Origin of the sequence: Aquabacterium sp. G14, from assembly GCF_037482285.1 — a bacterium.
Lineage (GTDB): Bacteria > Pseudomonadota > Gammaproteobacteria > Burkholderiales > Burkholderiaceae_C > Aquabacterium.
Map to the genome: position 1 here is coordinate 354,392 of NZ_JBBEYB010000001.1, position 22,038 is coordinate 376,429.

Annotated in this window: 17 protein-coding genes and 1 pseudogene; 11 read left to right on the forward strand and 7 right to left on the reverse strand. The window is 65.4% G+C overall.

Going from position 1 to position 22,038, the window contains the following annotated elements; all coding sequences use genetic code 11:
* The first annotated feature begins 139 nt into the window (after positions 1–139).
* Entirely contained in the window at positions 140–1,543 is a 1,404-nt protein-coding gene (locus WIT60_RS01650; RefSeq protein WP_339582207.1) for a hypothetical protein, read from the forward strand.
* 61 nt (positions 1,544–1,604) lie between these two features.
* Here the strand turns inward: WIT60_RS01650 and WIT60_RS01655 are convergent, their stop codons facing one another.
* Genes WIT60_RS01655 through WIT60_RS01665 form a run of 3 tightly spaced genes read right to left on the reverse strand, consistent with a single transcriptional unit; the run spans position 1,605 to position 5,229 of the window.
* Positions 1,605–2,702, reverse strand: coding sequence for a GNAT family protein (locus tag WIT60_RS01655; RefSeq protein ID WP_339582208.1), 1,098 nt, complete (start codon positions 2,700–2,702; stop codon positions 1,605–1,607).
* 35 nt (positions 2,703–2,737) lie between these two features.
* Positions 2,738–4,366 (reverse strand): GH3 family acyl-acid amido synthetase, encoded by a 1,629-nt coding sequence (locus WIT60_RS01660; RefSeq protein ID WP_339582209.1) that lies wholly within the window; start codon positions 4,364–4,366, stop codon positions 2,738–2,740.
* A gap of 2 nt (positions 4,367–4,368) precedes the next feature.
* On the reverse strand, positions 4,369–5,229 hold the full coding sequence (locus tag WIT60_RS01665; protein WP_339582210.1) for a hypothetical protein: 861 nt from the start codon (positions 5,227–5,229) through the stop codon (positions 4,369–4,371).
* A 310-nt stretch (positions 5,230–5,539) separates the two neighbouring features.
* Between WIT60_RS01665 and WIT60_RS01670 the strand changes: the two genes are divergently transcribed.
* From WIT60_RS01670 to WIT60_RS01715, 10 genes are all read left to right on the forward strand, one after another.
* A complete protein-coding gene (locus WIT60_RS01670; protein ID WP_339582211.1) occupies positions 5,540–6,049 on the forward strand; it encodes an ATP synthase subunit I in 510 nt (169 codons plus the stop codon).
* 17 nt (positions 6,050–6,066) lie between these two features.
* The gene (gene atpB / locus WIT60_RS01675; RefSeq protein WP_339582212.1) at positions 6,067–6,981 is read left to right on the forward strand and encodes a F0F1 ATP synthase subunit A; all 915 of its coding nucleotides are present in this window, start codon (positions 6,067–6,069) and stop codon (positions 6,979–6,981) included.
* A gap of 81 nt (positions 6,982–7,062) precedes the next feature.
* On the forward strand, positions 7,063–7,320 hold the full coding sequence (gene atpE / locus WIT60_RS01680; protein ID WP_339582213.1) for a F0F1 ATP synthase subunit C: 258 nt from the start codon (positions 7,063–7,065) through the stop codon (positions 7,318–7,320).
* Between the two features lie 50 nt (positions 7,321–7,370).
* Positions 7,371–7,841, forward strand: a complete 471-nt coding sequence (locus tag WIT60_RS01685; protein WP_339582214.1) for a F0F1 ATP synthase subunit B — start codon at positions 7,371–7,373, stop codon at positions 7,839–7,841.
* A 2-nt stretch (positions 7,842–7,843) separates the two neighbouring features.
* Complete coding sequence (locus tag WIT60_RS01690; RefSeq protein WP_339582215.1) at positions 7,844–8,377, forward strand: F0F1 ATP synthase subunit delta; 534 nt, start codon at positions 7,844–7,846, stop codon at positions 8,375–8,377.
* A gap of 117 nt (positions 8,378–8,494) precedes the next feature.
* Positions 8,495–10,048, forward strand: coding sequence for a F0F1 ATP synthase subunit alpha (gene atpA, locus WIT60_RS01695; protein WP_339582216.1), 1,554 nt, complete (start codon positions 8,495–8,497; stop codon positions 10,046–10,048).
* An 11-nt stretch (positions 10,049–10,059) separates the two neighbouring features.
* Positions 10,060–10,926, forward strand: coding sequence for a F0F1 ATP synthase subunit gamma (atpG, locus tag WIT60_RS01700; protein ID WP_339582217.1), 867 nt, complete (start codon positions 10,060–10,062; stop codon positions 10,924–10,926).
* Between the two features lie 34 nt (positions 10,927–10,960).
* A complete protein-coding gene (gene atpD / locus WIT60_RS01705) occupies positions 10,961–12,373 on the forward strand; it encodes a F0F1 ATP synthase subunit beta (protein ID WP_339582218.1) in 1,413 nt (470 codons plus the stop codon).
* Positions 12,374–12,542: 169 nt separating this feature from the next.
* Complete coding sequence (locus WIT60_RS01710) at positions 12,543–12,959, forward strand: F0F1 ATP synthase subunit epsilon (RefSeq protein ID WP_320365325.1); 417 nt, start codon at positions 12,543–12,545, stop codon at positions 12,957–12,959.
* Positions 12,960–13,265: 306 nt separating this feature from the next.
* Positions 13,266–14,075, forward strand: a complete 810-nt coding sequence (locus WIT60_RS01715) for an NF038132 family protein (RefSeq protein WP_339582219.1) — start codon at positions 13,266–13,268, stop codon at positions 14,073–14,075.
* Positions 14,076–14,162: 87 nt separating this feature from the next.
* Here WIT60_RS01715 and WIT60_RS01720 read toward each other — a convergent pair whose 3' ends face one another.
* The 4 genes and pseudogenes from WIT60_RS01720 to WIT60_RS01735 all read right to left on the reverse strand — a co-directional run bounded on the left by WIT60_RS01720 (position 14,163) and on the right by WIT60_RS01735 (position 21,979).
* Entirely contained in the window at positions 14,163–16,979 is a 2,817-nt protein-coding gene (locus tag WIT60_RS01720) for an ATP-binding protein (protein ID WP_339582220.1), read from the reverse strand.
* Positions 16,980–17,206: 227 nt separating this feature from the next.
* Positions 17,207–17,845, reverse strand: a pseudogene (locus WIT60_RS01725) (hypothetical protein); the annotation flags it as partial.
* Entirely contained in the window at positions 17,842–19,242 is a 1,401-nt protein-coding gene (locus WIT60_RS01730; protein WP_339582221.1) for a hypothetical protein, read from the reverse strand. The gene WIT60_RS01730 and the pseudogene WIT60_RS01725, both read right to left, overlap by 4 nt.
* 112 nt (positions 19,243–19,354) lie before the next feature.
* The gene (locus WIT60_RS01735) at positions 19,355–21,979 is read right to left on the reverse strand and encodes a chemotaxis protein CheW (RefSeq protein ID WP_339582222.1); all 2,625 of its coding nucleotides are present in this window, start codon (positions 21,977–21,979) and stop codon (positions 19,355–19,357) included.
* Positions 21,980–22,038: the final 59 nt, after the last annotated feature.

The following is a 22,038-nucleotide window of genomic DNA, read 5'->3' on the forward strand; positions in this document are numbered from 1 at the left end:
CAGTCCCCGCACGCATGGCGTCTGGGCGTGCTCTCAGCGAGGTTCGGGCGGCGCACCGCGAGCAGGCCTGCTCATTCAGGGGGGCTCTCCGCACAAGCCATGAGCCGCTGTCCCCCTTCCATCTGCCAGCATCGAGCGCATGGCTTTCCTGACTGGCGACATCGTTCCCCTCAATCGCACCGAGCACGGCTACGCCGCCATCGAAGGGCTGGCGGCCACCATGGTCCAGCCTTATCTGATCCGGCTCGATGGACCCGTGGACGTGACCGCCGTGCGCCGCGTGATGCGCGAGCTGGTCACAGCCTATCCCAAGCTGCGCGCCAAGCTGGAGCCGGGCTGGCACCGTTACCACCTGCGCATCCTGCCCGACGACGACATCGTCGATCAGCTCTTTGACTGGGCCTTTCGCATCGACACCCAGGTGGACCTGGGCGACCCGGCGCAGGTCGAAGCCTGGCAGCGCCAACTCATCAACGAAGTGCTGCCTCTGGAGCGGGGCCTGGGCCTACGCGTGCGCTTCGCCCCCCACCCCCAGCAGCCCGCCTTGCTGTTTGGCGTGCCCCACATCCTGGCCGATGGCATGACCATGGTGCAGCTGGTACGCCAGATCCTGCGCGGTCTCAACGGCCAGTCGCTGGAGCCCATGCCGCTGGAAGCACCGGCCATGATCGGCTCGATCGCGCCGCATCGCTGGTGGCAATGGCCGCGTCAGCTGCTCAAGGCGCGCCGTCACAAGGTGGCCGAGGCGCGCCGCCTGGCCACGCTGCACATCCAGCAGGTGCCCACGCGCCTGGGCCTGCACTATTCCACCACCGGCCTGCGCCTGTATGAGGCCACCACCGGCACCGCCGAGCTGCGTGCCCTGGCCCGCCAGGCGGGCGTCTCGCTCAATACCTTGCTGATCGCCGCGTTGACGCAGACCTTTCTGGAGCAGGCGCCCGACGATCCGCAGGCCGCCGCCGTCATCCGTATCTCGGTCAACTTGCGGCGCTTCTATCCGCCGGAGGCAGGGCACGGCCCACTGTGGGGCAACCACGTGGGCGCCTTCCTGGTCATCGAGCAGGACGCGCACAAGCCCTGGCCCGAGCGGCTGCGCTCGGTGGACGCCTGCATCCGTGAAGGCCAGGCCCGCTACGAGCGCCGCGAGATGTGCTGGACCTATCTGTGGGACGAGCTGGTGCCCTGGCTGGGCCGCACCCTTATCGGCCACATCGGCGTGCAACTCAAGCGCAAGCAGCGCTTCCCTGTCATCAGCTGTCACGCGACCAGCCTCGGGGATGCCAATGCGGTCAACGAACCCGGTGCAAGCGTGCGGGCGGCGCAACTCTTTGGCGTGGTCAACAGCATTTCGCCGCTGCCCGTGCTCACCGAGATGAACGGCCGCCTGTTCGTGCCCACGGCTTGGCAGCTGTCGGAGACCAGCCATGCCGAGATGAGCGACTTCCTGCAGCGCTTTGATCGGACCTTGGCGCGCCTGGTGTCCGAAGCGCGCCCCCCCGGCGCCACCTTGAGGCAACGCGCACCGCACGGTGGCGCTGCCTGACGCGCCATGGCGTGCGGCACCGCGGTGCCGGCACACTTGCGCGCCGTTGGCGCCAGGCGTTTTACAGTCGCCCCAACTCCGCGTACAGCGGCCGCCCATCCATGCCCGGGCGCGGATCTTCGCCGTAGCTCATCCAGAAGTTCTCTGAGAGTAGCTTCTGGCGCTTGTAGCCGCGCGGCACCTCGACCAACGGATCGCCATGCACCACGGCGGTGGCCAGTGCGTCATAGCGCTGCCCCTGGTGTGCCATCATCCAGTCGATCAGGGCTTGGAACACGGCCGGGTCATCGTTGGCGATCAACACGTTGTACAGCGTCAGGTAGTTCAATGCGCCCCCCACCGGCGGCAGCTTGAAGCCGCCCACCAGCCCCACATACACGTTGTAGAGCGGGCGCAGGGCCTGCACCACCGGCTTGAAGCCCATCACCCGCGTCTGCTTATAGGCCTTCTGGTCCCAGCCAGCCAGCATGCCGATCAGGGTGTCGCCGCGCCAGGCCAGCGCATAGTCGGTGACGCGCAGACCCGCGTAGTACGGGTCACCGGCCATCAGCTTCTGGAAGTCATAGACCGGATAACCGTGGCGGCGCGGGGCCTCTCGATCCTGAAAGGTCTGCATCTGCGGCACATCGGCGGCGGTCGCGGCGCGGATCGTCACACCTGCCGGGATGCGCGGCGTCTGCTTGCGCACAAACAGGAAGCTGGTCTCGATGGTGTGTGTCACCCAGTACTGAAACAGGATGCCGTCGGCCATGTTGGCCGCGGCATCCAGCGGCGCCGTGTTGCCCTTGATGACCACGCCCTGCAGCAGATCTTCGGTGCTGCGGTGGCGCTTCTGTTCGGTGAACAACTGGCCCGCAATGCCACGACGCCGATACGCCGGGTCCACCCGCGTGTCCCCCGAGTAGTACACCCGCCGGGGCTGGCCATTGATGTAGAGCGTGCGTCCCGAGATCATCGTCAGGCCGGCCAGCACCTCCGGGCGCTCCGCGTCCTCGGCCACGGCCAGCACATGCTCATCGCCGATCACCTTGGCGCCAATGAAGAAATCGGGCTGGCGCTGAAAGCACAGCTCGGCCGGCCCGGGCATGGTGATCTTGCTGATCAGGTCGTGGATGCGCGGGTTGTCCGACGGGTTGCCGAGGCGGATGGTGATGCTCATGGGGTGGGGTACGGCAAGAGAAACGGGGGCGCGGGTCAGACCATGTCCAGGGCCTGTCGCAAGGCGGCAGGGGCCGCACCCGACCAGTGCCGCAACGGCTCGATCTTGATGTTGCCCTCGATCATCCCGCGCTCGCGGCATTGCGCCAGGTACAGATCACGCATGCGCGGCAAGGCCACGCACGCGGCCGGTTGCAACTGGCCCAGATCGCGTGCCAGCTTGTAGTGAAAGTGCCGCTGCAGGGCCTTTTCCACCTGGTCGGCCAGATCGCGCTGCAAGGCCCCGCGGGGGGTATCCGCCTGGCATTCGACCAACAAGGCATATCCGGGCGCGCGTCCGCGTGCCTCGTCCAGGGCCAGCAGCGTCACGGGCAGGGCGCCTTGCAGATCCAGTTCGTCGATCACCGCCTGTGCCGTGGTCGCGCTGGTCTTCTCGCCCACCAGATCGACGCCATCGTTGCGTCCCAGGAAGGTGAAGCAGGGCACCTGACCCAAGGGGGCTTCCACGCGCAGCACGTCACTCATCTGATACCGGGCCAGCCCACTGCCTGTGGTCAGCAGTGGGATCACATCCTGACCTTCGCGCAGGGACCAGGGCGGCAGCACGCGGCCATCCTGGGCATCCATGAACTCATACACATGGCTCAGGTAGGCCAAGGGGTAGCGACCCTGGAAGGGGAACGTCACCACTCCCTCCGTCGCCCACAGGCCCTTGCCCTGAAAGCCCGCTTGCGGCAGTTGTGCCTGCAACTGCCGCGCCCACGGTGCCGCAGCCGCGGTGTCCCAGGCGCTGATCACGGTCAGGTTCGGCCACAGCTGCTGAAAGAAGGCTGGGTTCAGCTGGCCGCCCCACTCCTGCAGCAGCCGGGCTGCGCGCGCCGACTTGGGGCAGGGCAGGCCCGCCATGCGCGGCGTGCGTGCGCCCCAATCCCCGCGTTGCAAAGCCTTGGCCAGCTCTTCCCGCCACGCCGACAGCTGCTCCAGCAGCCCCAAACCGAACGTGGGGCTCCACACCGAGATGAAACCCAGTGAGGCATCCGAGGCCAGCCAGGCGATCGTGGCAAACAAGGAGTCTTCCGACGTTTCCGCCAGCGCGATCTCCTGCGGAGCCGCCTGGGTCAGGTAGGCCAGCAAGCGCTTGCCCCACGACAGGATCTGCATGTCGTCATTCAGATCCCCGGTGGTCTGCGCGCGCATCTCGGTGGGCATCCACGACAGTGACCAGTAGTGCGTGCCCCGGCCTTGCTGCGGAAACTGCCGATACAGATCGCTCACCCAGGCGCTGATGACCTCGTCCAGTTCCTCCAGGAAGAGCTGGGTGTAGGGTACCCACTTCACGGCCGACGTCGAGCCGCTGGTCGGCTGGTAGCGCATCACCGGCGAGTCAATCAGCAGCGGCTGTTGCGTTTCTCGCTGCCGCGTGATCGTGGCGGCGTGGTCCGCATAGTTGCTCACGGGCAGCTCGCGTGCAAACGTCTCCCAGGACCAGTCTGCACGGATGCCCCGGCGTTGCCCTTCGGGCGAGCGTGCTGCGGCGGCCAGCCAGCGTGCCAAGCGCGCACGCTGAACGCCCTCCAGATTGTGTAGTTGGCGCTCGAAGCGCCGGCGACCCGGTGCGACAAGCTGACGCAGCAGTTGATGACCCAGGGTCGTGCCGATGCCCATGCTCAGGAAGCTCTCTGGCGATCCAGGCCGTCCGGCAACACATCCGTGTCCTGCCAGGGCGAATCCGAGGGCGACATCGGCGCAACCTCGATCCCCGCGGGGCGGTGCGTGCGCAGCACATGCTTGCGGAGCCATTTCAGTGGCATGTCCACGCATGAGCGCAACACGCTCTCGTAATCACAAGAGCCTACGCAAGGCAACTCGGTGCCGCGACGCCACTCTGGGTTGACCTTCTCGAAGAAGGCAATGTGCGGATTGGCTGCCTTCAGTTCCGGCGTGATCTCGGCCACATCGCCCCTCAACCGAACGTAGTCATGCCCGAAGTCCAGCACCATCTTCTGGCGATCGAAAGCTTCGGGAAACAATGCCTCGCAATACGCTTCGGTGACGCGGCGATAACGCGCATCGCCACCGCGGACATTCGGGTAGTAGTTGTAGAAATTGTTGGTCAGCAGCAGATAGGTCTTGTAGCCCTTGGAGATCAGGAACCAATAGAAGGGGGTGAGTGGTTTCTTCAGTCGCTCGATCACGACGCGACGATGGAAGGTTGCAGCCAGCGCGTTGCTGCCCCAATACGCTGGCTCGATGATGGTGTCGCCGCTGAAGATGCCCCGCACGGCCCGCCCCTCTACCTGCAGGTCGAAGCAGGTGAGTGTCGAAAACCCAACAACTTTCTCGTCCGACTTGCGCGTCACCAGGATCACGCCCGACTTTTTGCTCAGGTCGTGCATGAACACATCCAGCGCGGTGTTCTCGTAGAACGAGGCGTACAGGTCATACATCTGCTTGATGTGGGTGACCGTGATGCCCCGCAGGGGGCGGTAGAAGGTGCTGACGCTCTCTTTACGGCTGGCTTCGGGCATGTCGTGACTCCACCGGGTGGCTCGCATCGAAGGCGTCAGGGATGCCGTCGACAAGGAATGGCCCTGAGCATGACGACGCGCCACCGGGCCGCCCACCGGGCTTGCCCCAGGGTTTCCCTCGGATGGGGGGTATTTAACGGAGCAGCCGCATTCGAGGGGCGGGAGGCGTCAAATCGGACGGGGCACTTGGCTCCGTGCGGGTTACTGCGTATAATCTTTAGGTTTTGCCGACACCAGGGTCGGTGTGTTTGTGCCAGGCCGGTGCCAAAAGCGCCCGTTAACCAAAGCTCCCACGCAAAGAGCAAGCGACATGTCCACGCCTCAACGTTCCAAGCCAAGAGGCGGCGAAACGGTTCACGATACCGACTTCGATGTGTCCGACTGGTCCAAAGACATCGATCCGCCTGTTGAGCCGCTGACGCGGGAAGAGGCGCAAGCCCTTCTTGCCAAGCACCCGTCGATGTCTGTGTGGCAGGTCATTGCCGCGCAAGGCGCCTTTGGGGTGCTGGTCGCGCTCGTTTGGGGTGGTGTGTCGCGCGATGTGTCTGCCCTTTGGTCGTCGCTGTACGCGACGGCTGTGGTGGTGGTGCCCAGCCTGCTGATGGCGCGCGGGGTGTTTGGACGCAACGCGGGACGCGGGGTCGGGCGCCTTCTGGTCTGGGAGGTGCTCAAGTTGGGTTTGATCTGCGCCTTGCTGGCGCTGGCGCCCAAGGTGGTGCAGCCCCTGAATTGGGTGGCGCTGCTGGTGACCCTGGTGCTGGTCTTGAAAGTTGTTGGGGTGGTGCTGCTCGCCGGGCAGCGTCGCTATAAGAAATCTTGATTTGACGAGAGTTGCTGATGTCTGCTGACGCTGTCGCCGCTACGGCTGAACACGCGGCCCACCACGGGCCAACCGCTCCGGAATACATCGGGCACCACCTGCGCCATCTGCAGAACCACGCAGAGGCCCAGGCCATTGTCGACTGGTCGTACATCAACATCGACTCGATGTTCTGGTCGATCGTCCTGGGTCTGCTGGGTGTATTCATGTTGTGGAAAGCGGCCCGCAAGGCCACGTCCGGCGTGCCCGGCCGCTTCCAGGCTGCCGTCGAGATGCTGGTCGAGCTGGTTGACACGCAAGCCAAGAGCATCATCCCGAACGCAACCTCGCGCAAGGCTGTGGCCCCGGTGGCCCTGACCGTGTTCGTGTGGATCTTCTTCATGAACGCGATGGACTTGCTGCCCGTTGACCTGCTGCCCCGCATCTGGGAAGGCGTCTACGCCGCCGCTGGCCACGATCCGCACCACGCCTACATGCGCGTCGTGCCGACCGCCGACCTGTCCATCACCCTGGGCATGTCCATCTCGGTCCTGCTGATCTGCCTGTACTACAACATGAAGATCAAGGGTGTGGGCGGCTTCATCAAAGAGCTGTTCACTGCTCCCTTCCATGCGCACGGCGTGGGCGGCACGATTGCCCTGGCCATCCCCAACTTCTTCCTGAACCTGGTGGAGTTCGGTGCCAAGACCATCTCTCATGGCATGCGACTGTGGGGCAACATGTACGCTGGCGAATTGGTCTTCATGCTGATCGCCTTGTTGGGTGGCGCTGTCGGCGCAGCCCTGACCATGGGTGGCGCTGGCTTGTGGATCCTCCACGTGCTGGCAGGCTCTGCCTGGGCCATCTTCCACATCCTGATCATCGCGCTCCAGGCCTTCATCTTCATGATGCTGACCCTGGTGTACATCGGTCAGGCACATCAAGGTCACTGATCCCCATCGGTGTGGCCTGAACGAGTCTTTCTTTTCCCTTTCCCTTTCCTTTCTTAACTTACCTTTCTTTTAGGAGCAATCATGGAACTGGTGTTGGCTAACGTCGCTATCGCTTGTGGTCTGATCATCGCACTGGGCGCCATCGGTGCTTGTATCGGTATCGCCCTGATGGGTGGCAAGTACTTCGAAGCCACCGCTCGTCAGCCTGAGCTGATGAACGAACTGCAAACCAAGATGTTCCTGCTGGCTGGTCTGATCGACGCCGCCTTCCTGATCGGCGTGGGTATCGCCATGCTGTTCGCCTTCGCGAACCCCTTCATCGCCGCTCTGGCCAAGTAATCGGTCCCTTCTCGACTGAACATTCCATTTAACCGAGAAAGGTCCGAGCCGTGAATCTGAACGCAACGCTGTTCGCGCAGATCGTGGTCTTCGGGATCCTCTGGTGGTTCACGATGAAGTTCGTGTGGCCCCCGATCACGAAGGCTCTCGACGAGCGCGCAACCAAGATCGCGGACGGTCTGGCTGCTGCCGACAAGGCGAAGCTGGAACTGGCGAACGCCAACAAGAGCGTCCAGGAACAGCTCGCCCAATCCCGCGACGAGATCGCTCAACGCATTGCTGACGCTGAAAAGCGCGCAGCCGCCATCATCGACGACGCCAAAAAGCGTGCGTCCGATGAAGGTGCCAAGATCGTTGCTGATGCCAAGGCAGAAGCCGATCAACTGGCCGTGCAAGCCCGTGAAGTCCTGCGTGAGCAGGTCGCCGGTCTGGCCGTCAAGGGTGCCGAGCAGATTCTGCGTCGTGAGGTGTCGGCCGAGGTCCATGCCGACCTGCTGAACCGCCTGAAGTCGGAGCTGTGATCATGGCCGAGCTCGCCACCATCGCCCGTCCTTATGCCGAAGCCTTGTTCAAGGCCGTCCCGGAAGCAGAGCAATCTGCGGTCGTGACGCAAGTGGCCGCCCTGGCGCAAGTCGCCGGTGACGCCGCCCTGCAAAGCTTCGCCGACAACCCTCGCGTCACGCAGGAGCAAGTCTTCGGCGTGCTGACCGAGGCCGCCAAGGTGGCTTTGGCTCCGGCTGTGTCCAATTTCCTGCGTACCGTTCTGGACAACGGTCGTCTGGCGGCGCTGCCGCTGATGGCCGAGCAGTTCCAGACGCTCGTGCATGCCCGCCAGGGCGTGGCCGAAGCCCGCATTTTCAGTGCCTTCCCGATCTCTGATGCCCAAGTGGCCGAGATCGTGGCACCGCTGGAAAAGCGCTTTGGTCGCAAGCTGGAAGCCGTTGTGGAGGTCGACGCCGACCTCATCGGCGGTGTGCGCGTGGTGGTCGGCGACGAGGTGCTCGACACCTCCGTCAAGGCCCGCCTGGAACGCATGAAGTCGGCACTTCTGGCCTGAACCAGAGCCCGGCCTCCATCCGAATAGTCGCTCAACCCTACCGGTGGTATTGCGCCACCGGTTGTTGTCAACGCGGTTCGCCTTCGCGCGGCCCTTGACCAGCCTGGGAGCAAAGCAATGCAACTGAATCCCGCAGAAATTTCCGAACTGATCAAGAGCCGCATCGAGGGTCTCGGCGCGGCTGCCGACATTCGCAACCAAGGTACCGTCATCTCCGTGACCGACGGTATCGTCCGCGTGCACGGCCTGTCCGATGCCATGCAAGGCGAAATGTTGGAGTTCCCCGCGGACGCCTCCGGCGTCCCCACCTACGGTCTGGCCCTGAACCTGGAGCGTGACTCCGTCGGCGCCGTGATCCTGGGCTCCTACGAGCACATCTCCGAAGGCGCCACGGTCAAGACGACCGGCCGCATCCTGGAAGTGCCCGTCGGCCCCGAACTGGTGGGTCGCGTGGTGAACGCCCTGGGTCAGCCCATCGACGGCAAGGGCCCGATCAACGCCAAGCTGACTTCTCCCATCGAGAAGATCGCTCCGGGCGTGATCGCACGTCAATCCGTGGATCAACCCCTGCAGACCGGCATCAAGTCCATCGACTCGATGGTGCCCGTCGGCCGTGGTCAGCGCGAGCTGATCATTGGTGACCGCCAAACTGGTAAGACCGCCGTCGCCATCGACGCGATCATCAACCAGAAGGGTCAAGGCGTCACCTGTATCTACGTCGCCATCGGTCAGAAGGCTTCGTCGATCAAGAACGTCGTGCGCTCGCTGGAACAAGCTGGCGCCATGGACTACACCATCGTCGTCGCCGCTTCGGCTTCTGACTCGGCTGCCATGCAGTTCGTGTCGGCCTACTCCGGCTGCGCCATGGGCGAATACTTCCGCGACCGCGGTCAAGACGCCCTGATCGTGTACGACGACCTGTCCAAGCAAGCCGTTGCCTACCGTCAAGTCTCGCTGCTGCTGCGTCGTCCGCCCGGCCGCGAAGCTTTCCCCGGCGACGTGTTCTACATCCACTCCCGCCTGCTGGAGCGTGCCGCTCGCGTGAACGCCGACTACGTCGAAGCCTTCACCAACGGCGAAGTGAAGGGCAAGACCGGTTCGCTGACCGCCCTGCCGATCATTGAAACGCAAGCCGGTGACGTGTCCGCTTTCGTTCCGACCAACGTGATCTCGATCACCGACGGTCAGATCTTCCTGGAAACCAACCTGTTCAACGCTGGTATCCGCCCCGCCATCAACGCCGGTATCTCGGTGTCGCGCGTCGGTGGTGCTGCTCAGACCAAGGTCATCAAGAGCCTGTCCGGCGGTATCCGTACCGACCTGGCCCAGTACCGTGAACTGGCTGCCTTCGCGCAGTTCGCTTCCGATCTGGACGCAGCCACCCGCAAGCAGCTGGACCGCGGTGCCCGCGTGACCGAACTGCTGAAGCAGGCTCAGTACCAGCCGCTGTCCATCTCTCTGATGGGTGCCACCCTGTTCGCCGTGAACAAGGGCTTCATGGATGACGTGGACGTCAAGAAGGTTCTGGCCTTCGAAGCCGGTCTGCACCAGTTCCTGAAGACCAGCCACGCTGCGCTGCTGGCCAAGATCGAAGAGAAGAAGGCTCTGGACAAGGACGCCGAAGCCGAACTGCAATCGGCCATCGTCGCGTTCAAGAAGACCTTCGCCTAAAGGAGCGCACCATGGCCGTAGGCAAGGAAATTCGCAACAAGATCAAGAGCGTCGAGAACACCAAGAAGATCACCAAGGCCATGGAAATGGTCGCGGCTTCGAAGATGCGCAAGGCGCAAGATCGCATGCTTGCGGCTCGCCCCTACGCTGAAAAGGTGCGCAACATCACGGCGAACTTGGCCAAGGCCAACCCCGAGTACGTCCACCCCTTCATGCTGCCTGGTCAAGGCGGCAAGAAGGTGGGCTTCATCGTGGTGAGCACGGACAAGGGTCTGTGCGGTGGTTTGAACACGAACGTGCTGCGTGCCGTGACCAACAAGCTCCGTGAGCTGGACGGTCAGGGCGTCAAGGCCGACGTGGTCGCCATCGGCAACAAGGCCACTGGCTTTTTCAACCGCATCGGTGCCAATGTCGTCGCGCAAGTCGTCGGCATGGGCGACACCCCGCACTTGGAAAAGCTGATTGGCCCGGTCAAGGTGCTGCTCGACGCTTACACCGCTGGTGAACTCAGCGCTGTCTACCTGTGCTACACCCGCTTCATCAACACGATGAAGCAGGAGCCCCAGGTCCAGCAACTGCTGCCTCTGGCGGCCGACGAGTTCGCAGGCGAAACGACTCATGCATGGGAATACATCTATGAGCCGGACGCCAAGCTGGTGATCGACGAGTTGATGACCCGTTACGTTGAAGCGCTGGTTTACCAGGCTGTGGCAGAGAACATGGCTTCGGAGCAGTCGGCTCGCATGGTGGCCATGAAGGCCGCGACCGACAACGCCGGCAATGTGATCAAGGAACTGAAGCTGGTCTACAACAAGACCCGCCAGGCCGCGATCACGACCGAGCTGTCCGAGATCGTCGCCGGTGCGGCTGCGGTCTGATCCGAAGATTTTGAATTGATTGAAGGAACGAAAAATGGCTGACACGCAAACAGTGGGCAAGATCGTTCAGTGCATCGGCGCCGTGGTGGACGTGGAGTTCCCGCGTAACCAGATGCCCAAGGTGTACGACGCTCTGAAGATGGAAGGCTCCGCGCTGACCCTCGAAGTGCAACAGCAGTTGGGCGACGGCATTGTCCGTACCATCGCGCTGGGTTCGTCCGACGGCCTGCGCCGCGGCATGCAGGTGTTCAACACCAACGCTCAGATCACCGTGCCCGTGGGCCCGGCTACCCTGGGCCGCATCATGGACGTGCTGGGCAACCCCATCGACGAACGTGGTGAAGTGTCGCAGGCTCAAACGGCCCCGATCCACCGCAAGGCTCCCGCTTACGACGAACTGTCGCCCTCGACCGAGCTGCTGGAAACCGGCATCAAGGTGATCGACTTGGTCTGCCCGTTCGCCAAGGGCGGTAAGGTGGGTCTGTTCGGTGGCGCCGGTGTGGGCAAGACCGTGAACATGATGGAACTCATCAACAACATCGCCAAGGCTCACTCGGGTCTGTCGGTGTTCGCTGGTGTGGGTGAGCGTACCCGCGAAGGCAACGACTTCTATCACGAAATGTCGGATGCCGGCGTGGTGAAGCAGGACAACCTGGCCGAATCCAAGGTCGCCATGGTGTACGGTCAGATGAACGAGCCGCCGGGCAACCGCCTGCGCGTGGCCCTGACCGGTCTGACGATGGCCGAAGCCTTCCGTGACGAAGGCCGTGACGTGCTGTTCTTCGTGGACAACATCTACCGTTACACCCTGGCCGGTACCGAAGTGTCTGCTCTGCTGGGTCGTATGCCTTCGGCTGTGGGCTATCAGCCGACGCTGGCCGAAGAAATGGGCCGTCTGCAAGAGCGCATCACCTCGACCAAGGTCGGCTCGATCACCTCGATCCAGGCCGTGTACGTCCCTGCGGACGACTTGACCGACCCGTCGCCTGCCACGACCTTCGCCCACTTGGACTCCACCGTGGTGCTGTCGCGTGACATCGCTTCGCTGGGTATCTACCCCGCCGTGGACCCGCTGGACTCGACCTCGCGTCAGTTGGACCCGCACGTGGTCGGTGAAGAGCACTACCAAGTGGCCCGCGCCGTGCAAAACACGCTGCAGCGCTACAAGGAACTGCGCGACATCATCGCCATTCTGGGCATGGACGAACTGGCTCCGGAAGACAAGCTGCTGGTGGCCCGCGCTCGTAAGATCCAGCGTTTCCTGTCGCAGCCTTTCCACGTCGCCGAAGTGTTCACTGGCGCACCTGGCAAGTATGTGCCTCTGAAGGAAACCATCCGTGGCTTCAAGATGATCGTGAACGGCGAGTGCGACGCACTGCCCGAGCAGGCCTTCTACATGGTTGGCACGATCGACGAAGCCTTCGAAAAGGCCAAGACGATGCAATAAGCGGCGCACTCGGGCGTGGTTCGGCGTTGCCGTGCTCACCGTAGCTTCCGCTACGGTTGTGCGCAGCGCCTTGATCCACACCCGATTGCTTGCTTCTTGCGCCGTTTGAGATCGTGTGAAAGCTGTCTTCGGACGGTGCAAATCGTTGAACCTCTTTTGAAAGCTCGATATGTCCACCATTCACGTTGATGTGGTCTCCGCCGAAGAGTCGATCTTCTCGGGCGAAGCCACGCTGGTGTCCCTGCCGGGTGAGGTGGGTGAGCTTGGCATCCTGCCGCGTCACACCCCGCTGATCACCCGCATCAAGCCGGGCGCCGTGCGCATCCAGCGCGCTGACAACAACGAAGAAGAGTTCGTCTTCGTGGCTGGCGGCATCCTGGAAGTGCAGCCTCACTGCGTGACCGTGCTGGCCGATACCGCCATCCGCGGTCACGACCTGGACGAGGCCAAGGCCACCGAAGCCAAGCGTTTGGCCGAGGAAGCCGTGCAAAACGCCAAGGGCGAACTGGACCTGGCCCGCGCACAAAGCGAGCTGGCCGAACTGGTGGCGCAATTGGCTGCCATCCGCCGCCTGCGCAAGAAGTGATCTCGCGTCAGACAGGCGCTTGCGCCTGTCCTCGCCCCGAAGCCCGCAGCTCATCCCTGCGGGCTTTTTTGTTGCCCGCGCAGTCCGACGGCATTGGCGCACCACCTGTTCAAGGGTGTCGGTCTGCTTTACATGCACCTTCAAAGAAGATGGGATATTTGATGTAACTTATTGATTTGTAATGTGTTTTCTACGTGGCACGTCAGTTGCTTTCAAGGGCTGGGCAAGAGGTTGGTGAAAGCGGCAGGTGTGGTGCCGGCTGCGCGTACCTGCATTGAGTCTTAAAGCAACTGAAGTGGAGTGAACATGATGATGAGCAAAATCAAGGCATCGGTGTGGACGTTGGGTCTCGCACTGGGGATGATGGGCCCGGCTTCGGCCGCCCTGTTTGATGCGGGCCTGCCCGCTGGCTGGACGGCCAATGGCAATGCCGGTACCCTGGGTGCCAATGGCGTGGTGACTTTGGCGCCATCCGGTGGCAGCCAGTATGGTTATGTGTCCAGCAACAATGGCGTCAACGGTGTGGCCTTGCCTGGCGTTGGCGGTAGCGGCTCTGGTACCAATGGGTCGACCCTGCGCTCGGCCGTGTTCTCGGCCGCGGCGGGTGACGATTTGGAGTTTTTCTTCAACTACGTGACGTCCGATGGCGCCGGTTTCGCTGACTACGCGTGGGCGCGTCTGTTGGATTCCTCATCGAATCAAGTGGCCTTGCTGTTCACAGCTCGCACGGCACCGAGTGGCAGCATCGTGCCTGGCTTCAGCATGCCGGCGCCTGCCGCGACGCTGTCGCCCGCATCGGTCACCATCATCGCCGGTGGCCCCTCTTGGTCGCCCCTCGGCGGCAGTTCGGGCAGCTGCTATTCCAGTGGCTGTGGTTACACGGGCTGGGTTCAGTCCAATTATGAAATTGCGACGGCCGGCAATTACGTCCTGGAGTTCGGTGTGACGAACTGGAGTGATACGGCTTACGACTCTGGTTTGGCCTTTGACGGTATCACCGTGGGAGGGGTGGTGATCGGTGAGCCCGCTCAGGTGTCTGAGCCTGCCATTCTTGCCCTGATGGGTCTGGGCCTGGTCGGTGCGGCTGTGGCGGGGCGTCGTCGCCAAACTGCCTGAGGTACACAGGCGTCGCATGAAGAAACCGGGCATGGCCCGGTTTTTTTCTTTGTGGCGCGTGACGTTCGCGCAGAAACGCTGGAGGCCTCAGAGTACCTCGGCCGGCGGGCGGCGCTGCAGCACGCCGATCGGGGGGGCCCAGCGCGCGCCCTTGGGCTTCTTGGCGGTGACGAGGGTGACGTCGGCCGGTTCGAACACCTCGACGTTGTGCGTGATGGGCGTGGTGAGCACGTACTGCGCGCGCGTAGAGCGCAGGAAGTGGCCAACGAGCTGGATGTTGCGCACGTCGAGGTGGGCGAAGGGTTCGTCGATGAAGACGAAGCCGCCCGTGCTCTCGTCGTCCTTCATCAGGCCCACGAGCAGGATGAGGGACTTGATGACCTGCTGGCCGCCGGACGCTTCGCCGTCGTTGAGGCCGATGCTGCCCTTGCCGTCGAAGTTGAAGTGCACCTTGAGCTCGGCTTGGCGCAGGCCGATGTCGTCACCGTCCAGATGCGGCAGTTCGGCGTTGACCTCGACCCCGGCGAGGTGGCCGAGTTCGATGATGTTCTTGCGGTAGCGGCGCACCGTGACCTTGAGCACGTCGGTGTAGCGCGCGCGGGCGTTGTCGACAGCGATGGCTGCGGCGGCGTTGCTGGCCTTGCGCTGGTTGAGCTCGTCTTCCTGGCGCAGCACGTTGGCGTTCATCAGCGTGAGCTGCTCCAGCACGGTGGGGTCGGTTTCCCACTGGCCTTCGTTGAGCTCGCGGTCGACGGCTTCGGCGCGCAGGCGGGCCTGGGTGACGTTGCCGTACTTGGCCTGCATCTCGGTGATGCGGGCGGGTTCGCGCCAGCGGCGGGGCAGTTGCAGCTTGACCTCGCGCGACATGAGGGCCTGGGCCATCAGGTCATCGAAGCGGATCTGCCAGTCGCGGTCGTGCTGGGCGCTGCGGCTCTCCAGGTGAGCCAGCCGCTCTTGCGCCTGCTTGTAGGCGTGCTGGGCGTTGGTCTGCGCCACCACAGCGTGCTTGAGCAGGGCCTCGGCCTGTTGCCAGCGCTCACCGGCTTGCACGCGGGCCTGCTTGAGCGTGGGCAGCTGCTCGCGGGCTTCGTGGAACTCGGCGGCACGCTCGGCCAGTTCGGCGGCGGCGGTGAAGCCTTTGGCCGCCTGGCGGGCGTCTTGCAGCTGGCGGTCGAAGAAGGCCTGGTCGCGCACCAGGCGGGTCATTTCTTCGTCGAGCTGGGCCAGGCGGGCTTCGATGGACTGGCGACGCCCCGCTATGGCAGCGGCGCCGAACTGGTGCTGGCCGGGGTCGACCCAGACCGAGCGGCCACCGCGGTTGTCGCGGTGGTAGGCCTCGGGGGTGATCCATTCGCCGCCAAGCTTGACGCCGGCTTCGGTGCTGGCCACGCGGCGGATGTTGGCGAGCTGGCGCAGCAGCCAGCGCGGCGCGGCGGCGGAGAACTTCAGGACGGCCAGCAGGCTGTCGGGATCCGGTTGCGCGGGGGCATCTTCGGCGTCGGCCACGATGTAGTGGCGGAAGCGCTCCTTCTCGGCCAGGGCCATGGCCTGGGCTTCGTGGCTGGGCTTGGCCAGCACCACGACCCAGCGGCTGCCACGCAGCACGCCTTCGGCGGCGGCGCGCCACTTCTCGTCGCTGATCTCGATGATGTCGGCGATGAGGTGGTGGGCGATGCCGGCCTCGGTGAGGGTGCGGGTGAAGCGGGCGACCTCAGGCGGAGGAGGCGCCTGGCGCTGGCCTTTGAGGGCGTCGTAGGCGCGCTGGGCGTCGTCGCGCTGGTCCTTGAGGCGTTGCCACTGGGTGGCGAGCTTTTGCTTGTGCTCGCTCAGTTCGGCGATGCGGGTGGTGAGCTTGTCGGCGTCGCCTTCGACCACGGCCAAGCCTTGCAGTTCGTCGGCGCGTTTGACCAGGGCTTCGACCGGGCGCTCGGCGTCCCGGGCCTCTTCCTGCAGGCGGCGGGCGGTGCGGACCTGGGCTTCGAGCTCTTCGACGCGGGTGGCCGCATCGGTCTGGTCTTGCAGACGTTGCAGCAGCTCGGCCTTGACCTGGGCGTGCTGACGGCGGTCTTCTTGCGACTGCAGGCGCTGGCGGTGCAGTTCACGCAGCTTGCTGGCGAGCACCCGACGGGTTTCGTGGCTGCTCAGCACGGGCACGACCTCGGTGGCGAGGGTTTCGCGCTCCTGGCATTTGAGCTCGTACTGGCGGTAGGAGTTGACGCGGATTTCGAGCTCGGCGCGCTGGGCCTTGCCGTGGGAGAGTTCGCGCTCGGCGGCTTCGACTTCCTGCGTGAGTTGGCGCTGATGGTTGCGCGCTTCGTCGTAGCGGTCGAGCACGTCCTGGTCGCCGAAGACGTCGAAGACCAGCTTGAGCAGTTCCTTGGGGCTGTATTCGCAGAGGCGGTCGGTCTGGCCTTGCTCGAGCGCGAGGACCTTGGCGATGGCGCGTGACAGGCCCGCGCCTTCGAGGCGCTTGCGCCAGTTGTCGATGCCCAGCCAGTCCTTGTCCTGGCGCTCGATGAGCTGTTCGATGCTGACGTCGCCTTCGACCATCAGGTAGCGACGCACCCAGTCGCCACCGTTGCGGTCGATGCGGCAGACGAGGGTGACGACGTCGCTGTAGAGCAGGCAGCGGGCGAAGGGGCGGTTGGAGGACTGGCGGTTGCGCGGGCGGTTGTCGACGGTGGCGCGCAGCCAGGCGCTGTCGGCGTTGGCGTGGCGGGCGTAGGTCTTGTAGTTGCGCCCGCCCGAGCAGTCCAGGCCAAGCAGGGTGCGCATGGCGTCGAGCAGGGTGGTCTTGCCCGAGCCGTTGGGGCCGGCGACGGTGATGATGCTGCCGTCGAGCGGCAGGGTCAGGCGCTGGCAGTAGTCCCAGTGCAGCAGTTCGAGGCTTTGCAGGTGAAACATTCGGATCAGGCCTCGTCGGGGTCGGCAGGTGTCAGGGGCTCAGGGGGTGAGCCTGTCGTGGGGCGCGCGTCGGGATCTGCCGCGTGGGCGTGGTTGCCATCGCTGGCATCGCTGCGCTGACCGGCCTCGTCGGCCAGCAGGGCGGCGTCTTCGGCGAGTTCGTCGTCGGTGGGCAGCTCTTCCAGCGGGGGCTGGGTCAGGGCCAGGGGCAGGTTGCCGGCGAGCTGTTTGGCCTGGGCCAGCACGTCGCCGAGGGCGCCTTGCAGGATGCGCTGGGCCAGCGCGTCGTAGTCGAGCAGCAGGTCGAGCAGCGGGCCTTCGGCGATGTCTTCGCCCTTGCGGAGGATGAAGCCGTGGTTTTCCAGGCGCTTGAGGTTGGCGTCGAGGCGGGTCTTCTTGCCGAGCTGCACGCCGAAGTCGGCGAGCAGGGCGCGGTAGGAGACCAGGGGGCTGACGCTGGCGGCGGTGGGCAGCGGGCGGTCCTTGCCGAACATGTCGTTCTGGTCGTCGCCCTGGGCGTTGGCGGCGCGGGCGGCCTGGCGTTCGCGCTTGGGCAGCACGATGAGCGACCACAGCACGACGAGCAGCGAGACGGCGTCGCGCGGCAGGTCGATGTTGTTGTGGCTGTTGAGACCGCCTTCGCCGAACACGGCTGTTTCAGCGGGCCGCAGCAGGGCGACGCTGACGTGGTCGGCGTAGAGGTTGTCGATCAGGCGCAGGCCGACCTGGGCCAGACGGTCTTGGGTGGCAGCCCACAGGTCGGCGTCGATCAGGGCGCGCTTGACCTTGGGGTGCTGGCGGGGCAGCCAGCGGCGGGCCAGCAGTTCGGCGGCCAGTTGGGCCGCGTCGTCCAGGTGTGAGCTCATGGGGGCGTGGGGGTGTCGTCAACGGAGCGGGGGCTGATCAGACCTTCGCTGATCAGGGCCACGGCCTCGTCTTGGGTCGGGAGGTGGCGGGGGCTGGCTTGCCACTGCCAGGGGGCGCGGGCGAGGTCGCCGGTGGCGCCCTTGAGGGTCTGGGCCTGTGCGTCGCCGAGCAGGGGCATGAGCTGCAGGCGGTAGGCGGCCTGGGCGAAACGACCGCCCAGAATGGCCTCGTGCAGCGGGCGGGTACCGGGCGGGGGTGCGTTCTCGTCGGTGGGGTCGGCTTGCGCGGGCAGCTCGCTGAGCTGCTCCGACCAGCGGCCCAGCAGGTGGATGAGGCCGTTGAGCTCAGGCGGCAGGCTGAGGGTGTCGAGCGTGCCGGCGGCGGCCTCGGCGGGCGGGGGCAGGCCCACGCTGCGTTCGGGGTCGGGGCGGTCGCGTTCGAACTCGCCTTCGGCCACGTCGATGAGGTCGTGCTGGCTGACAAAGACCGGGCGCACGGGCACGGACAGGGCTTCGCCCATCAGCTCGTAGAGCGCGGGGTGGGCGCGCAGCCAGGCGCGCACATCCGACGTGGTCAGGCCGGTGGAGCCGAGCGTGACGCGCTGGCGGTCGGCCTGTTGCAGCGCGCGGGTGAACTGGCTGGCCATGGACAGCAGGCGGGCCTGCTCCTGGCCGATGGCGCGGGCTTCGCGCTCCAGGCGCGGGTCTTCGTGGTCGGCGCGGATCAGGGCGGTGAGGGCCTGGCCGGCGCGATCGACCAGTTGCAGGGCGCGGTCAAAGCGCGGCTGGGCGGTGCGCAGCTGGGCTTCGGAGCCACTGGCGATGGCCTCGGCGAACTCGTCGTGCAGGCGTGCCAGCGAGGCGTGCAGGTGGCGCAGCTGGTTGGCGTTGACCAGGCCGAGCTGCTGGGCGCCGGCGACCTGGGCCAGCAGGGGCGCCATCTCGTCGTCCTCGTCCACCGCGGGCGGGGTGGTCAATGGGGCGAGCAGGCCCTGGACCTGCTGGGCCAGGGGCGGCAGTTGGTAGTCCTGCGTGGTGGCGTCCCAGGCCAGCAGGTGCAGGTCGCGCAGGCGCTTGAGGACGGTTTCCAGCGCGTCGGGCCAGACGGCGTGGAAGAGCTGCTGGATGTCTTCGCGCGAGAGGCGCGCCTGGGGTTGGCTGCACAGCTCCAGAAAGCACCACAGGCGCAGCTGGACCATGGCGGCGGGGCCGTGGAAGAGGCCGCGCAGGGCGTCGAGCAGCTCGGTGCGGTGGCCCAGGGCCCAGGCCAGGGGCTGGCTGGGGGGAAAGTCGGGGTCGCGGAAGTAGCTCTCGAAGCTGGGGCTGTCGGGCGACTCGGCGTGCGGACTGCCGCCACGCTCGGGGCGCAGCACGTCGGGAAGGGGCGCTTCGGTCATCCTGCCATTTTGCCGGATGGGAAGCCCCTCGCCATCCGGCACCGCCCACCCCTTGGTAAGGGGACGTCACACCGCGACGGGACGCGGTGTGACGTCGGGGGCGCTGCGGGGCTCAGCGCACGGCCAGCGTGGCCTCGGGCTTGAGCCGGGCGGCCAGCGCGTTGGGGTCCAGCAACTGGATCAGCAGCTTGCCCTGGTTGGCGCGGATCAGGTGGCTGATGACCTGGCTGCCGCTACCCGGCAGAGCCGGGGCCTGGGAGATCTGCTGGGCCTCGAAGGCAGGGACCGCGTGCAGGTCGCCCACCAGCAGGCCCACTTCGACGCCCTGGTGCTGGAACACGATGACCTGGCTGCCGAGCTGGTCGCTCTCGGGCAGGCCGAGCAGGCCGAACAGGTCGAACACCCACAGGTACCTGACGATGCGACCGTCGCGGTGACGGGCGAGCAGGCCGATGCGGTGCCGCGTCGGGTCGGCCGAGACGCGCTTGAGCTGGGTGGCCGGCAGGGCTTCGAGCACGGCGGTGGCGGGCAGGGCGAAGAGGCTGTCGTCGACGAAGAAGGTGGCGAACTGCTCGCAGTGCGGCAAGACCTTGCGCTCGAGCAGCGCGGCTTCGCGGCGGCGGGCCGGGTCGCGCTGCAGCGAGCGCACCTCACCCAGCGGCCAGAAGCACACGGCCAGCACATCGTCCTGGTAGCCGTCGCTGACCTTGAACTCGCGGTAGCCGCTGGAGACGCAGGCAGCCATCACGACGTACTGGCCGTCACGCACGACGATGCGCGAGCGGGACTCGCCGCGCTGGAGCTGGTGGAACTCGGCGGGCAGGGCGAAGCGGGTGCCTGTGGCGACCTCGTCCTGGGTGCTGGAGAGCACGAGGCCGTTGCGGTCCACATAGACCGCCTGGGCCTTGGCCATGAGCGGCAGGCCGCCTCGGAGCATGGCGTGCAACTCGACCGCCGAGTCGAACACGATGCCGATGCCGCCGACGACCTGGCTGGGGTCGTCCAGATCGCGGATGGCGGCGTGGTAGGTGTAGGTGCGGCGATCTTGGTAGAGCGGTGAAGGCTCGAAGCCGCTGACGTGGTATTGCTGGGCGTGGCTCAGCGACAGCGTGGCGGCCAGGGCCGTGGCGTCGATGGGGGTGCCGATGACCGCGTGGCCGTCGGGCGTGCTCTGGCGCGAGGAGGCCACGATGCGGCCGTGCCGATCGTAAACAACCAGCTGGGTATAGACGGTGTAGAGGCCGTTGATGTGCGACAGGATGGCGTTGAGCTGCTGCAGGTCGGCGGCCGTCGGGTGGGCTTGGGCCAGGGTGCGACGCAGTTCGGGCGTCATGGCCCACCAGCGGCAGTCGTTGGCGCGCTCGTACAGGTTGCGGTCAAGCAGGTCCACCATCAGGCGGGTGGTGAAGTCGGCCGCTTCCAGGTTGGAGGCCAGGGCGGCGTCGTAGAGGTCGCGGATGGCGCCCGAAAACAGCTGGTTGCTGCGTGCGCCGTTGTCGCTGATCTGGGCCAGCACCGATTTGAGTTGGCGCAGGTCGCGCTGGTCGCCGGCGGCCATCACCTCGCCGTTCCAGACCACGCGGCGCACGGTGTCGGCGGTCTGGATGATTTCGTAGAGCGGCGGGCAGAAGGAGGCGGCGTGTGACAGCAGGCCTTCGGCGATGGATTCGTCGAGCTTCTCCAGGATGCCGGCGCCGACCTGGGTGAAGGCCACGTCCAGCGGCACCATCACCTGCCCTTGCCAGCCCGGGGGGCCGGGGTAGCCTTGGTAGCCTTGCGTGGCGTAGGTCTGCGTCAGGTATTTGCGGCCACCGTGGATGCACAGCTCGGGCTGGCCGGAGCGGTTGACGGGCACGCGCACGCCGCGCGGGATCCAGGCCTCATCGGCACTGGCCAGCACGCGGTTGTCGCCGTCGAGCAGCAGGATGTTGTAGCGTGCGTCGTCGCGGTGGCGGGCCTCGAAGATGCCGCGCATTTCGTCTTCGAAGCCGAAGACCAGGCAGAGCACCCCGACGACCTCCTGGGTCTGCGGGTGCAGCATGCGCTGGGAGTAGACCAAGGCGGGGCCGGCGCCGGGACGCAGGTCGGTGGCGCGGAAGGTTTCGACGTGGGTCTCGCTGGCCAGCGTGGCGGGGATCAGTGGGTCGCGGCTGCCTTCGATGGGCGAGAGCGGGTCGATGTGGGCGAGCACGGCACCCTGGGTGTCCAACAGGATGATCTCCTGGTAGACGGTGTACTTGTCACGGTAGGCGCGCAGGCGCTCGACGGCGCTGTCGCGGTCGGTGCGCAGGCCGGCGACGTATTCGCACAGCTCGCGGTCGGTGGCCAGGAAGCCGACGTCGGCGGTGCGCTCGTAAAGGTTGCGCACGACGATGTCGATGACGTCGCGGGCCTGGGTGCCAACCTCGGCCATGACGTTGTCCACGCGCTGGCGCACCAGGCTGTCAACGAGGTCGCGCTCCAGGCGCTCGAAGCCTTGGCGGGTGGCGGCGATCATGGGCAGCAGGCCACTGGCGTCGTCGCCGCAGTTCATCTCGGCCATGGCTTCGATCACGCGCCACATCAGGTTGAGTTCGCGCAGTGAGGCTTCGCAGCGCACCACATCGCGCATGTAAGGCAGGTAGTCGTCCAGGTTCATGCTCAGCTCTTTCTCATGGGTCGGCGCCCATGTTCTCGTGTCGGACATGCCGACAGGCGCACGCAAGAGACGGGCCAGCCATGCACCCATCTTGTGCATTCGGACAGCGCGGTGTGAACTTTTGCCGCGGGGCGGCTTAGGATGGGGGCTCTTGTATG